Source organism: Streptomyces monticola (assembly GCF_042665355.1).
GTDB classification, from domain to species: domain Bacteria; phylum Actinomycetota; class Actinomycetes; order Streptomycetales; family Streptomycetaceae; genus Streptomyces; species Streptomyces monticola.
The window spans coordinates 1-13207 of sequence record NZ_JBHTCF010000031.1; the positions used below are offsets into that span (position 1 = coordinate 1).

General features: G+C 71.3%; 11 protein-coding genes. 7 read left to right on the forward strand and 4 right to left on the reverse strand.

Annotated features, from left to right (window positions below; all coding sequences use genetic code 11):
- The 3 genes from ACFQVC_RS39385 to ACFQVC_RS39395 all read left to right on the forward strand — a co-directional run.
- A partial coding sequence (locus tag ACFQVC_RS39385) for a thioesterase domain-containing protein (protein WP_381840447.1) occupies positions 1 to 1576 on the forward strand: 1576 nt, incomplete at its 5' end.
- A 5-nt stretch (positions 1577 to 1581) separates the two neighbouring features.
- A complete protein-coding gene (locus tag ACFQVC_RS39390; protein WP_381840450.1) occupies positions 1582 to 2478 on the forward strand; it encodes a proline iminopeptidase-family hydrolase in 897 nt (298 codons plus the stop codon).
- Positions 2479 to 2527: 49 nt separating this feature from the next.
- A complete protein-coding gene (locus ACFQVC_RS39395) occupies positions 2528 to 3478 on the forward strand; it encodes an ACP S-malonyltransferase (protein WP_381840453.1) in 951 nt (316 codons plus the stop codon).
- 52 nt (positions 3479 to 3530) lie between these two features.
- On the opposite strand, the gene ACFQVC_RS39400 is transcribed toward ACFQVC_RS39395, so the two are convergent.
- Positions 3531 to 3785, reverse strand: a complete 255-nt coding sequence (locus tag ACFQVC_RS39400) for a phosphopantetheine-binding protein (protein WP_381840456.1) — start codon at positions 3783 to 3785, stop codon at positions 3531 to 3533.
- Between the two features lie 135 nt (positions 3786 to 3920).
- On the opposite strand from ACFQVC_RS39400, the gene ACFQVC_RS39405 reads away from it, so the two are divergent.
- Complete coding sequence (locus ACFQVC_RS39405) at positions 3921 to 5426, forward strand: AMP-binding protein (protein WP_381840459.1); 1506 nt, start codon at positions 3921 to 3923, stop codon at positions 5424 to 5426.
- Between the two features lie 130 nt (positions 5427 to 5556).
- A complete protein-coding gene (locus ACFQVC_RS39410) occupies positions 5557 to 6438 on the forward strand; it encodes a metallophosphoesterase family protein (protein ID WP_381840462.1) in 882 nt (293 codons plus the stop codon).
- Here ACFQVC_RS39410 and ACFQVC_RS39415 read toward each other — a convergent pair.
- A complete protein-coding gene (locus ACFQVC_RS39415; RefSeq protein ID WP_381840465.1) occupies positions 6428 to 9100 on the reverse strand; it encodes an AAA family ATPase in 2673 nt (890 codons plus the stop codon). The genes ACFQVC_RS39410 and ACFQVC_RS39415 overlap by 11 nt on opposite strands.
- Before the next feature lie 93 nt (positions 9101 to 9193).
- Entirely contained in the window at positions 9194 to 9466 is a 273-nt protein-coding gene (locus ACFQVC_RS39420; protein ID WP_381840468.1) for a PqqD family protein, read from the reverse strand.
- Positions 9467 to 9896: 430 nt separating this feature from the next.
- Here ACFQVC_RS39420 and ACFQVC_RS39425 point away from each other — a divergent pair, with 430 nt between their 5' ends.
- Positions 9897 to 10895 (forward strand): MBL fold metallo-hydrolase, encoded by a 999-nt coding sequence (locus ACFQVC_RS39425; protein ID WP_381840471.1) that lies wholly within the window; start codon positions 9897 to 9899, stop codon positions 10893 to 10895.
- A gap of 37 nt (positions 10896 to 10932) precedes the next feature.
- Here the strand turns inward: ACFQVC_RS39425 and ACFQVC_RS39430 are convergent, their stop codons facing one another.
- Positions 10933 to 11355 (reverse strand): nuclear transport factor 2 family protein, encoded by a 423-nt coding sequence (locus tag ACFQVC_RS39430; protein ID WP_381840474.1) that lies wholly within the window; start codon positions 11353 to 11355, stop codon positions 10933 to 10935.
- Positions 11356 to 11494: 139 nt separating this feature from the next.
- Here ACFQVC_RS39430 and ACFQVC_RS39435 point away from each other — a divergent pair, with 139 nt between their 5' ends.
- Positions 11495 to 13168, forward strand: a complete 1674-nt coding sequence (locus tag ACFQVC_RS39435; protein ID WP_381840477.1) for a class I adenylate-forming enzyme family protein — start codon at positions 11495 to 11497, stop codon at positions 13166 to 13168.
- Positions 13169 to 13207 lie beyond the last annotated feature (39 nt).

Below are 13207 nucleotides of genomic sequence, written 5' to 3' on the forward strand. Positions count from 1 at the left end.
TGAAGCGGCGGGTATGGCGGGGGAGTTGAGCGAGGCGGACCTGGAGCGGATGAACCGTACCGGGGTGCGTCCGATCACGGAGGCGCAGGGCCTGGCCCTCTTCGACACCGCCGGTGCCCTTCGCGATCCCGCCCTCGTACCCATCGACCTCGACCTCAAGGCCCTACGCACCTCCCTCACCACATCCGGCGAGGAACTGCCGTCCCTGTTCCGCGGACTGATCCGCACCACCACTCGCCGGGCCACCTCTGCGGGTGCCAAGGCCGACTCCGGAGCGCTGCTGCGGCGTCTCGAAGGCCTCGACGAGTCCGCACAGGAAAAGCTGCTGCTCGGTCTCATCCTGGAGCACGCCGCGGCCGTACTGGGGCACAGCTCGGCGGACGCCGTCGACGCCGAGAAGGACTTCCTGGAGACGGGCTTCGACTCGCTGTCCGCCATGGAGCTGCGGGCCACCCTGAACACCGTCACCGGGCTCGGGCTTCCGCCCATGGTGGTCTTCGACAACAAGACGCCCACCGGACTTGCCCGCTTCCTGCGGGAGGCCTGCCGGTCGGCCGCCGAAGGCCGGGAGCAGACACCGCAGACAGGGCCTGACGGTGCCGGCGGGGCCGAACAGGACACCGTCAGCGGACTGTTCCGCAGTGGCGTGATCGCCGGCCAGACCACCAAGGCGTTCAACCTGCTGCGCGCGGTCGCCGATCTGCGGCCGACCTTCGACTCGTACGCCGACCTCGGCGCGCCCCTCGCGCCGGTGAAGCTGGCCGACGGCCCCGAGCGGCCACGGCTCATCTGTCTGAGTACGCCGATGGCGACCGGCGGAGTGCACCAACACGCCCGGCTCGCCGCGCACTTCAGGGACGTGAGGCAGCTGTCGACGCTGCCGACGCCCGGGTTCAGGAGCGGCGAGCGGCTGCCCGCCGATGTGGACGCGCTGACAGCGGTGCTCGCCGAGTCCGTGCTGCAGGCCGCCGAAGGCGAACCGTTCGTCCTGCTCGGCTACTCGTCCGGCGGGGTCCTCACCTACGGGACGGCCGCCCGCCTGGAGCGGGACTTCGGCACACAGGCCGCAGGCGTCGTCCTGGTGGACACCTACCGGGTCACCGAGGAGGCGGGCGGCGGTATGCAGGCCCGGGTCTTCGAGCAGATGTCGGGCGCCCTCGTCGACCGTGACTCCGAGTTCGGGCTCTTCGACTCCACCGGGCTGTCCGCGATGCGGGCCTACTTCGACCTGCTGCCCCGCTTCGACCTCACCGGAGTCGCCGCACCCGTCCTGTTCGTCGGCGCGGGACAGTCCTTCCTCACCGATGCCGGCACCGGCACGGACGCGGACACCGGCGCAGAGACAACCGCAGGCACCGACGCAGGCACCGGCGCCGACCCCGACGACGGCGCCTGGCGGGCCCAGCCCTGGGACCCGGAGCACCAGTACGTGACCGTGCCCGCGACGCACTTCTCCATCGTGGAGGAACACGCGGAGCACACCGCGAGGACCGTGCAGGAGTGGATCCGCGGACTCACGCCCGCCGCGCCCAGCACCCCCGACGTGCCCGACGCGTACCTATCGAACGAGAGGTGAGAGAGATGACGCCGGCCCCCAGCGCCAAGGGAACCGTGCCGTTCGGCGAGTACAGGACCTGGTACCGGGTCACCGGGGACCTCGGCTCGGGCCTGCCGCCCGTGGTCGTCGTGCACGGCGGCCCCGGCTCCACCCACGACTACCTGCTCAGCCTCACCCGGCTCACCGAGGCCGGACACGCCGTCGTCCACTACGACCAGCTCGGCAACGGCGGCTCCACCCATCTGCCGGGGCGCGGCCCCGAGTTCTGGACCGTGGACCTCTTCCTCGACCAACTCGACCAGCTGCTCAAGGCGTTGAACATCGCCGACAGCTACATCCTGTACGGCCAGTCGTGGGGCGGACTGCTCGTCGCCAAGCACGCCGCGGCCCGCCCGGCAGGCCTGCGCGGACTCGTCATCGCCAACGCCCCCGCCTCGTACCCCCTGTGGCTGGAGGAGATGGCCGTCCTGCGCGCGCAGCTGCCGCCCGGCGTCAACGAGACGCTGCTCCGTCACGAGGCCGCGGGCACGACGGACAGCGAGGAGTACTACCAGGCGATGACGCCCTTCTACGAGAAGCACGTCTGCCGCCTCAAGCCCTGGCCGCGCGACTACCAGGCCTCGTTCTACGAGGTCTACAACGACCCGACGGTGTACTACGCCATGAACGGGCCCACCGAGTTCCATGTCATCGGCAGCCTGAAGGACTGGGGCGTCGAGGACTGCATCGCCGATATCGACGTCCCCACCCTGATCATCTCGGGGCGGTACGACGAGGCCACCCCCAAGACCGTACAGCCGTACCAGGACCTCATTCCCGACGCCCGCTGGGAGATATTCGAGGAGTCGAGCCATCTCCCGCACCTGGAAGAGCCCGAGCTTTTCCAGGACGTCATGACGGCCTATCTCAAGCGCCTGTAAGGGTCCGCTAGGGGTTATTCGGTACGGCCCCCGGAGAAAGACTGGAGCCATGGACACTGACAAGCGGACGGGCAGCGCCCTGGTATTTCCGGGTATGGGACCCGCACCCTTTGCCGAAGTGGCAAAGTTCATGCTGGTCAACCCCTTTGCCAGGGAACTGTTCGCGGAAGCCGACGACACGCTGGGATACAGCCTGTTCGACCGTTTCCGGGAAACCCCCGGCGACTACTCGAGCTACGCGCAGATCACCTTCATGGTGAACTGCCTCGCCCTGGCCCGCTGGGCCGAGACCGAACTCGGCGCCGAGCCCGGTTACTGCACGGGTCCCAGCTTCGGCAACAAGGCCACCGCGGTCCGCTCCGGCGCCCTGTCCTTCGCCGACGGGGTGCGCCTGACCGAGCGCTTCGCCCGCTGCCTGGACGCCTACTTCGCCGACGACCACCCCGAGCAGGTCGCCACCCAGTCCTTCGCCCGCACCCCGCGCGAGACCGTCGACGCGCTCCTGGCCGAACTCGACGACGACGGTGAGTGGCACGACATCACCTGCGTCGTGGACGCCGACTTCTACATGGTGACGCTGCGCAAGTCCCGTATCGAATGGCTGCAGCAGCGGCTGCGCGCCGTCGGCGGACTGCCGCTGTACGTCATGGAGCCGCCCATGCACTCACCGGCCTTCGCGGGCCTGCGCCGCAGAGCCGAGGACGAGGTGATGGCGGGCCTGGAGTTCCACGACCCGCAGCTGCCCGTGATCTCCGACCACGACGGGGCGCTCCTGACGACCGGCGAGGCCGTGCGCGAGCTGTTCCTGGACGGCTGTGTACGCCGCGTCGACTGGCCGGGAGTGCTCGGCTCGCTGCGCGAGAAGGGCGTGGGCACGCTCTATGTGGCCGGACAGGACGCACTGTTCGGGCGGGTCGGCGCGGCCACGAAGCACTTCAAGGTGGTGCCCGCCAACCCCCGGCTCGCCACCCGTCCGCGGCGCCGCACAGCGGCCGCCTGAGGCCGGTGCCCCGGGCGGCCGCCGTGCGGAAACACGCAGTCGTCGTACGCGGTCAGGCACTCGCCGGCGAAGTCAGCTTCTCGATGGTCGCCCACAGCACGGCGGGCGTGGCGAAGGTGTCGAGGCTCAGCGCCTCGTCCACGAAACGAATGTCGTACAGGGCCTCAAGGGCCCCCAGCAATTCCACAGTGCCCATCGAGTCGAGGCCGCTGTCCCGCATATCGGTGTCGGCCGTGAGCGACTCGTCCTCGGGCAGGAACGGCAGATACTCCCGCAGTACGTCCTCGAATTGCTGGTCCCAGGCCATGGTGTGCACACCCTTCCGCAGTAACTGGTCGACGGTTCCCAGGAATTCGACGCTAAGAGCGTCCGCAGAGCCGGGGAACCCGTTCCGTACCCCTAACTCTTCGAGCGCCGCCCACCCGCATTTCCCGGAGGAACCATGACCGACGACCGGCAGCACGCCCTGTACCAGCGTTTCCTCCGCGGACTCGCACTCGGCCCCGACCGGCCCGCCCTGCGGATCGGCGCCGACACCGTCACCTACCGGGAACTGCACGAGCAGGCCCTGACCTGGGCCGGCTCCGTGGGCGACGCGAAGTCCGTCGGGGTCCTCTGCGCCAAGACCCCGACCGCGTACGCGGGACTGCTCGCCGGGCTCTACGCGGGCGCCACCGTCGTGCCCCTGCACCCGGACTTCCCCGCCGCCCGCACCCGGCACATGCTCGAACTCTCCGGCGCCGAAGCGCTGATCACCGACGAGAAGGGCCGGTCGGTGCTGCCCCAGGTGCTCGGTGACGGCGACCCCCTGCCGCGTTCCGTCACCGTCGTCGAACCCGACCCCGCCCGCGCCCTCGCCGCGCCCCGCGCCGTGGGGCCCCGCGACGTGGCGTACATGCTGTTCACCTCCGGCTCCACCGGCCGCCCCAAGGGCGTGCCCATCAGCCACAGCAGCACCCACCACTACTTCGAACTCCTCGACGCCCGCTACGACTTCACCCCCGACGACGTCTTCTCGCAGACCTTCGACCTCAACTTCGACTGCGCGATGTTCGACCTGTTCTGCGCCTGGGGCTCCGGGGCGTGCGCCGACGTCGTACCGCAGTCCGCCTATCTGGACCTGCCGGCGTATCTCGCCGGGCGCGGCACCACCGTGTGGTTCTCCACGCCCAGCGCCATCTCCCTCGTACGCCGCATGGGCGGCCTCGCCGACGGCGCCCTGCCAGGCCTGCGCTGGAGCTTCTTCGCCGGCGAGGCGCTGCGCGACCAGGACGCCGCCGACTGGCAGCGGGCCGCGCCCGCGGCCACCCTGGAGAACATCTACGGGCCGACCGAGCTCACCGTCACCATCACCGGTCACCGCTGGCATCCCGAGACATCACCCGCGCTCGCCGTCAACGGCCTCGTGCCGATCGGCACCGTCCACGAAGGACACGACCACGTCCTCGTCGACGCCGACGACGCCGCGACACCCGTCGAGGGTGAACTCCTCATCACCGGACCGCAGATGACCACCGGCTACCTCGACCCGCGGGACGACGAGGGCCGGTTCGTGAAGCGCGAAGGGCGCCGCTGGTACCGCACCGGCGACCGGGTACGGCGCCTCGACGGCGGCGAGCTCGTGTATCTGGGGCGGCTCGACTCCCAGGTGCAGGTCCAGGGGATACGGGTGGAGCTCGCCGAGATCGACCACGCGCTCCGGGCCACCGCAGGTGTGGAGGACGCGGTGACCGTGGCCCGTGCGGTCGAGGGCAGCGTCGAACTGGTCGTCTTCTACACCGGCACGCGCCGCAGGCCCGCCGAACTCAACCGGGGTCTGCGGGAGTTGCTGCCCGCGGCGATCCTTCCCCGGCACTTCGAGCACGTACCGCAGTTCCCGCTGAACTCCAACCGCAAGGTGGACCGGCCGGTCCTCGCCCGGCGGGCGGGGGAGCTGCTGAAGCGATGATTTGAAGCCCGTCCGGCGATTGAGGACGAGCCCGCAGGGCGACGTAGCGGCAACCAAGACGACGGTACGTACCCCTAGTAGCAGGAAATTAGGGGTACTCCGCGAGCGCCTCGCGCCCTAGATTCGGTGCATGCCGGACGGGAAGCTCTGGGCCATCAGTGATCTCCATGTCGCGTTCCCCGAGAACCGGATGATCGCCGAGGCTCTCAAGCCCGAGTCGGAAGACGACTGGCTGGTGATCGCCGGGGACGTGGCCGAGTCGGCCGCGGATGTCGAGTGGGCGCTCAACCTGCTCAGCGAGCGCTACGCCAAAGTGGTGTGGGCGCCGGGCAACCACGAGCTGTGGACCCCGCGCGACGACACCTGCCAGCTGCGTGGCGAAGCGCGCTACCAGCACCTCGTGGACATCTGCCGCAAAGCCGGTGTCTCCACGCCCGAGGACCCCTACCCGGTGTGGACCGGCGCGGGCGGCCCGGTCGCCGTGGCCCCGCTGTTCCTGCTCTACGACTACAGCTTCCGGGCCGACGGCATCACCTCCAAAGAGGAGTCCCTCAAGCGGGCCTTCGAGTCCGGTGTGGTGTGCAGCGACGAGTTCCTGCTCCACCCCGACCCCTACCCCGGCCGTGACGACTGGTGCCGGGCCCGCGTCGAGGCCACCGAGGCCCGGCTCCAGGGACGCTCCCTCGCGCAGCCGCCGCTGATCCTCGTCAACCACTATCCGCTGGTGCGCCAGCCGACCCGGATCCTGCACTACCAGGAGTTCGCGCAGTGGTGCGGCACCGACCTCACCGCCGACTGGCACATCCGCTTCCCGGTCCGCGTGATGATCTACGGCCATCTGCACATCCCCCGCACCACCTGGTACGACGGGGTGCGCTTCGAGGAAGTGTCGGTGGGCTACCCGCGCGAGTGGAAACGGCCGGGCCACCCGAAGATCGGGCCGCGCCAGATCCTGCCGGAACTCCCGAAGACCCCGGTCGCGCCCGACGGCCTGCCCGACATCACTGCTTGACGGACTGCAGTGTGCCGAGGGCCAGGTCCATCGGCAGATCACCGCGGCAGCTGATCTGCAGCTTGCGGTAGACCCGGGTCAGATGCTGCTCGACGGTGCTCACCGTCAGATAGAGCTTCGCGGAGATCTCCCGGTTGGTGAGGCCCTGGGCCGCGAGCGTCGCCACCCGCTGCTCCGAACTGCTCAGCCTGGTCTCGGACTTCTTCGGCTCCTCGTCGGGCGCCAGCGGCTCACGGCCCCGGCCGGGTCCTGACAGCGGCGCGTCCGGCAGGATCTCCCGGCACAGGGACGCGGCACCGCACTCCTGGGCCAGATTCCAGGCCGTACGCACCATGGAGTTGCCCTTGGAGAGCGAACCGCCGTCCGCCTGCAGGGCCTGACCCAGATCGGCCATCGCCCGAGCCGTCTCCAACCGGTCGCCCGAGCGGTGCAGTTCGTCGGTCGCCTGGGTGAGCAGCGCGATCCGCTGCTTGGCCGTGGTGGTGCACAAGGCGCGTCCGCGCAGCGAGATACCGCGTACCCAGGGGCGCCGCGCATCGGGCAGGGCGAGCTGCTGCAGCACCAGGCGCTCCGCCTCCTGCGTGCGGCCGAGACGCAGCAGCGCGTCGGCGGCGTCGGTGCGCCACGGCAGATAGGCGGGACGGTCCACGCCCCAGCTCTCCATCAGCCGGCCGACCTCCATGAAGTCGGCGAGGGCCGCCTGCGGATGGTTGCCGGCCAGCTGGTGCAGGCCGCGGGCGCGCAGATAGCCGAGCCCGTGCAGGGTCGTCAGCAGCCGCTGCGGCACCGGCTGGTCGGTGTGCCGCGACGCGTCCGTGTAGCGGCCCATGGCGCTGCTCGCGCGGACCAGGATCGCGGTGGGCGCGTACCGCAGGATGCTGCCGTTCTTCTCCGGCAGGATCTGCACGGCCCGGGTCGCGTAGCCGTGCGCGCCGCGCAGATCACCGAGGCGGAGCAGAGCCTCCGCGTGCAGGGTGGCGAGGACCGCGCTCCAGCCCGGAGCCTTGGCGCGGTCGGCCTCGTCGAGCAGCTTGCGGCTCCAGGGCACCGCCCGCTCCGGGTGATCGGAGTAGACAAGGGAACGCAGGGCCTGCGCGATCGGCGCCAGGGTGATATCGGAGAGCCGGGCGGACTGCAGCAGCCGCTCACCGGCCGCACCGCCGGCGTCGATCGCGGCGTCGACGGGTGTGGCGCCGGTGTCGGAGCCGTCCGTACCGGGGTCGAGTAGATCCGCCGCCTCGGGCCAGCGCCCCTGGAACTGCAGCAGATGCGCGAGCGGTTTCCGCTGCTCGGCCGCAAGGCGCCCCGCACGCAGCGCCTCCAGCGGCCCGCTCAACTGCCGTTCCGCGGCAGCAGGGTTGAACCGCCAGGTGATCCCGGCGAGCCGGATCTGCAGGGCGTGGCGCTGCTGTTCGTCGGCGCACGCCTCATGCGCGAGCTCGAAGAGCCGCACGGCGCCCTGCGCGTCGTCACCGGCCAGCAGATCCTCGGCCGCGTCGCACAGGATCTCCACCTCAAGGGCGCCGGGAGCATCGAGGCGCCCGTCGCGGGCGGAGGCGAGCAGATGCCCGGCCACGGCCGTCGCGGGCCGGCCCGCCCTGCGCAGCAGCAGAGCGGCCCGGCGGTGCAGTTCGCGGCGCGGCTCGGGCTCGATCGCGTCAAGGACCGCGGCGCGGGTCGCCTCGTGCCGGAAGCGGGCGCCGTCGACGATGCCCGCCGCGCCGAGTGCGGCAAGCGTCCGCGCCGCCGCCGGCACCCCGGTGCCGAGCAGCTCGGCCAGACCGGCCCGCGCCGCCTCCTCACCGAGCACCGCAGCGGCCCTGGCCAGTGCGGTGGCGCCAGGGCCGCTGCGGTCCAGGCAGGTCGCCACCGCCTGCGCGAACGGCCCGCCGGGCAGCGGTCCACCGGGCAGCGGCGCACCGCCGGACCCGTATCCGTGCCCGGACTCGTATCCGTGCGCGCTCTCGTATCCGGTCTCATAGCCCGACTCGTACTCGTACTCGGCGAGCAGCGCCCGCAGCAGCAGCGGGTTTCCGCCGCTCAACGCGTGCGCGGAGTCCAGGAGTTCGGGCCTGCCGTGCGCCCGCACCACCTCGGCCACCTCGTCCTGCGGCAGCAGACCGACGCGCAGCCGCCGGAAAGCGGCCGTGCGCATCAGCTCCGTGGCGAACGCGGGGTCGAGGACACCGTCGTACGGCGAGACCGAGAGGACCATCAGGACGCGGGCGGTACGCGCATGCCGCGCGACGTAGCGCAGATAGCGCAGGGACTCACGGTCGGCGTGCTGCACATCGTCCACGCAGACCAGCACCGGGGTGTCCTCGGCCAGTTCACGCAGCTGTGCGCAGAAGGCCTGCATTCCCTCGGTGCGGGAGGCCGCCCGGCCCCCGTCGGCCGTCGTCCTCGGCTGGGTCAGCTCCGGGCCGCTGTTGACCAGCTGGCGCAGCACCCCGAGGGGTACGTCCCGCTCGTCGGGCACGGCGTCGGCGCTCAGTACCAGGCCGCCGGCGGCGGCCGCGCGTTCGGCGATCACGTCCAGTAATGCGCTCTTGCCGCAGCCCGCGGCGCCTTCGACGAGCACGGTGCGGGATTCGCCCGCCACACAGTCCGCGAGCGCCGTCTCCAGAGTGTTGAGGATGGATGTCCTGCCAACCAACGTCATAGTCGCCCCGTCGCAGATGACCTACCCCTAACTGCGGCCAGCGTGCGCGCGGCGCCTACAGGGGTCCTTGAGCGAGGGCGGAGCAGAAATCGATCACGCGCAGGGGGCGTCGTACACGAGTCCGGCGTCCCGCATCTCGCCGACCCAGATGTCCAGGTCCGCGCGGGCGTTGGCGGGAGCCATGTCCCACAGGCCCGCGAGCGTGCTGGCGGCCGCGGAGACATTGCCGTCGTGCTGGCGCAGGGCGATCCACATGGCGGTGCCCACGGGACTGCACCGGTACCGCCCGGGGCTGTGGACGGATTCCGCTTCCCACAGCAGCTCCAGGTGGCCCTGCATATCGACGTTGACGCTTACGCCGGGCACCGGTCGAACGCGCACTGAAACCTCCAGCCCATGGCCGCTCAGGCCAGAAATGAAATGGCCTTACCGCGATTTCATGCTGGTCGACACACGGTAATGCCCGGCTCACGGCCAAGCCATGGGCCGTGGCGGACTCTGGGGTGGCAGCACTCGTCGGGCCCCCGCGCGCCCCCTACGCGAGCAGGGCGGCGACGCAGAAATAGGGGGGTCCCATCCGTTTATCGATTTCCGGCCAGAGCGGGCTCGGTATTGGCGCGCCCCATGGCTGAAATGCCTTACGGGGAAACGATATCCGGAACCCCGACCGGTTTTCCGGCCGCCTCCAACGCCTCTCAAGCAGGGGCCACCACGATGGGGCGCCGGGGGACCAGGGAGCGCGAGTTCTGGAGCGGGAGGGGCGAGCGGAATGCCGAGAGGCCCGGGAACCACGGTCGTGTCAGAGCCGGTCACCGGCCCGGTGGTGAGCGAGCCGGTCACCGGCCCGGTGGCGTGCGAGCAGCCGGTCAGCGGCCCGGTCGTGTCCGATGCGGTCACCGGTCGGCTCGTCGAGGTCGCGGACGGCGTCCACGCCTATCTGCAGGGCGACGGCGGCTGGTGCCTGAACAACGCGGGCCTGGTCGTGGGGGACGACGGCCAGAGCCTGCTGATCGACACGGCCGCGACCGTACGCCGGGCACAGGAGCTGCGCACAGCGGTGCTCGCCCTGGCCCCCGAACCGCCGCGCACCCTCGTGTGCACCCACTTCCACGGCGACCACACCTTCGGCAACCAGCTGTTCCCCGAGGCCCTGGTGATCGCGCACGAACGCACCCGCAGCGAGATGGCGGCCGCGGGCCTCGGCCTGACCACGCTGTGGCCCGAGGTGACCTGGGGCGAACTGGAGCTGAGACTCCCGGAGTGGACGTACCGCGACGGGCTCACCCTGCGCCTGGGGGACGTCCGTGTCGAGCTGATCCATCTCGGCCCCGCCGCGCACACCACCAACGACACCGCCGTATGGCTGCCAGGACCGCGGGTGCTCTTCGCCGGAGATGTGCTGATGTCGGGCGTCACGCCCTTCTGCCTGATGGGCTCGGTGGCCGGCTCCCTCGACGCCATGCGCCGCCTGCGCGCCCTGGAGCCCGCGGTGATCGTGCCGGGCCACGGCCCCGTCGGCGGACCGGAGTTGATCGACGCCAACGAGGCGTATTTCCGCTGGCTGGCCGACCGTGCCCTGCAGGGCACCGCCGCAGGTCTCACCCCGCTCCAACTGGCCCGCGCCGAGGGAGCGGGGCCGTACGCGCAGCTCCTCGACTCCGAGCGCCTGGTGCCCAATCTGCACCGTGCCTACGCCGAACTGCGGGGTGCGGCGCCGGGCGCCCCGCTGGACGTCGGCGCGCTGTTCCGGGAGATGACGGAGTACCACGGGGCGCTCCCGGTGTGCCGGGCCTGAGCCCACCCCGGCGGCCCGCACCCGCCCGGCAGCCGGGCTACGGCAGATCGTCCCGCGTCACCTTCCGGGCCGTCACCTGCAGCTCCCCCTCGACCCTGACCAGGATGTCCTCGCACACGCACACCCGGTGCACCCGCGACTCGCCGCCGATCTTCGAGGCGTACACGACGGTGTACGAGCGCACATCCAGGCTGCCGTCCTGACGCTCCGTCACATCGAGCATCCCCATGAAGTGCCGGTGCCGCTCACCGGCGTCGGCAAGGGCCGCCGCCGCCCGCTCGGCGGCCGCGACCAGACCGGGACGGCCTCGCACGGGCTCCGGCAGCGTCGGCACGTCGAACGTCGCGTCCTCGGTGAACGTGGCCGCCCAAGGCCCCGACTTGGCCAGATCCAGCTGCTGCATCTGGTGGGCGTAGAACTGCTGCACTTCGGCGTGCACAAGCGCGCTGGCCTTTGGCATGGGTCGCTCCGATTCCGCTGGGTCCAGTGGTTCAGGGCAGCTTGTGCGGTGGTCGTCGAGCGACCTTCGAAGACCCCTCAAGCCACTGCGGAGACGGTGTTGAGCGATCGACCGTCCGAACGGCGCCAGGAGGTCACCCGTGCCGAAACTCACGTACCCGGAGATCACCCTGGACGCACTGCTGCGCCGCGCCGCCGAACGCGACCCGCACCGTGCCGCCGTCACCACCGGACCCGCAGCCACCGCAGCCACGAACACGGCCGGTGCCACCACGCTGACCTTCGCCGAACTCGACCGCCAGGCCGACCGGATCGCCCACCGCATCAGGGCAACCGCCACCGCCGCCCCCACCGCCACGGCCACCGTCGGCAGCGGCAGCAGTGGCAGTGGCGCGGTCGGCGTCGCCCACACCCTCGACTCCGTCTTCCCCGCCGTCTACTACGGCACCGCCCGCAGCGGCCGCACCCTCGTCCTGGTCAACCCGCTGGTCGGTGAGGCCGCTCTGCGCCATGTGTTCACGAAGGCCGGGATCGAGATCGCGTTCGTGCCCACCCGGATCGCGGAACTCCTCACCAAGATCGGTGACCGGCTTCCGCTGCTGCGCACCGTCGTCGTCACCGATGCCGCCGACGGCGTGGTACCCGGCAGCACGGAGCCCCTGGAGCACTTCATCGGCCGGGCGCCCGAAGGCCCCGCCCCCGCGCCGGACGCCGGGCTCGACGACATCGCTTGTATCCAGTTCACCACCGGAACCACCGGGCGGCCCAAGGGAGTTCGGCTCACCCATCGCAACCTGGTGGCCAACGCCGTCCAGATCGCGCTCGCCCACCGCCTGCGCGATGACTCGGTGACCCTCAACCACCTGCCGCTCTACCACGTGATGCACCTCAACTCGGCGGTGTACGCGGGTGCTTCGCAGGTGCTGTGCCAGGACCCCGACCCCGTGGCGTCCCTCGCACTCGCCGCCCGCACCGGAGCCACCCACTACTACGGCCTGCCCGCCCGGCTGCACCGCCTCGCCGGCGACGACCGGCTCGACCGGCTCGACCAGGAGCAGGAGGGCATACCGGCGGGCCCGCGCCTGACCGCCGTCCTGTCCGGCGGCACCGCCCTCGCCCCCGCCGCCGCCCGCCGGATCAGCGCCGCCCTGCGCGTCCCGGTCGTGCAGGGCTACGGGCTCGCCGAACTCTCCCCGCTCGCCCACAACCAGCGTCTCGACGCCAGGCCCGAACCCGGCGCCGTCGGCCCGCCGGTGCCGGGCACCGAATGCCGGATCGTCTCCCTCGGCAGCCGGCGCCCCGTCGACATCTGGTCCACCGGCGAAGTACAGATCCGCGGACCGCAGTTGATGGCCGGATACCTCGACGACCACGGGCCCGCACCGATCGACGCGGACGGCTGGTTCACCACCGGCGACGTCGGCTATCTCGACGAGGACGGCGGCCTGCACCTGGTCGACCGGCTCGGCGACGTCTTCAAGTACGACAACGAACTCGTCTCGCCCAGCGCCGTCGAACGCATCCTCACCGAGGACCCGCGCATCGCCGAATGCCTCGTCGTCGACTGGCCCGACCCGGTGCACGGCGCCCTCGCCTGGGCCGGGATCGTGCTGCGTGAGCCGCCACCCGGCCCCCCGGCCCTGCTCGACGCCCTCGACTCCGTCGTCGAGCGCGCCAACAGCAGGCTCGGCCACGGCGAGCAGATCCGCCGCGTCGAAGCCCTCGACGCCATCCCCCGCACCCCCAACGGCAAACCCGCCCGCCGTGAGCTGCGCCAGCAGCTGCGCGCCCGCGCCGCACTCGAAGCGGCCTGAGCCGCGCCCGGCCGACGACAGAACACAGCAGTCCCACAG

Excerpts from the sequence above, each read along its gene's own strand:
- ACFQVC_RS39405 (WP_381840459.1), top strand. The coding sequence starts at position 3,921 with ATGACCGACGACCGGCAGCACGCCCTGTACCAGCGTTTCCTCCGCGGA.
- ACFQVC_RS39395 (WP_381840453.1), top strand. The coding sequence starts at position 2,528 with ATGGACACTGACAAGCGGACGGGCAGCGCCCTGGTATTTCCGGGTATG.
- ACFQVC_RS39390 (WP_381840450.1), top strand. The coding sequence starts at position 1,582 with ATGACGCCGGCCCCCAGCGCCAAGGGAACCGTGCCGTTCGGCGAGTAC.
- ACFQVC_RS39400 (WP_381840456.1), bottom strand. The coding sequence starts at position 3,785 with ATGGCCTGGGACCAGCAATTCGAGGACGTACTGCGGGAGTATCTGCCG.
- ACFQVC_RS39430 (WP_381840474.1), bottom strand. The coding sequence starts at position 11,355 with ATGCCAAAGGCCAGCGCGCTTGTGCACGCCGAAGTGCAGCAGTTCTAC.
- ACFQVC_RS39410 (WP_381840462.1), top strand. The coding sequence starts at position 5,557 with ATGCCGGACGGGAAGCTCTGGGCCATCAGTGATCTCCATGTCGCGTTC.
- ACFQVC_RS39415 (WP_381840465.1), bottom strand. The coding sequence starts at position 9,100 with ATGACGTTGGTTGGCAGGACATCCATCCTCAACACTCTGGAGACGGCG.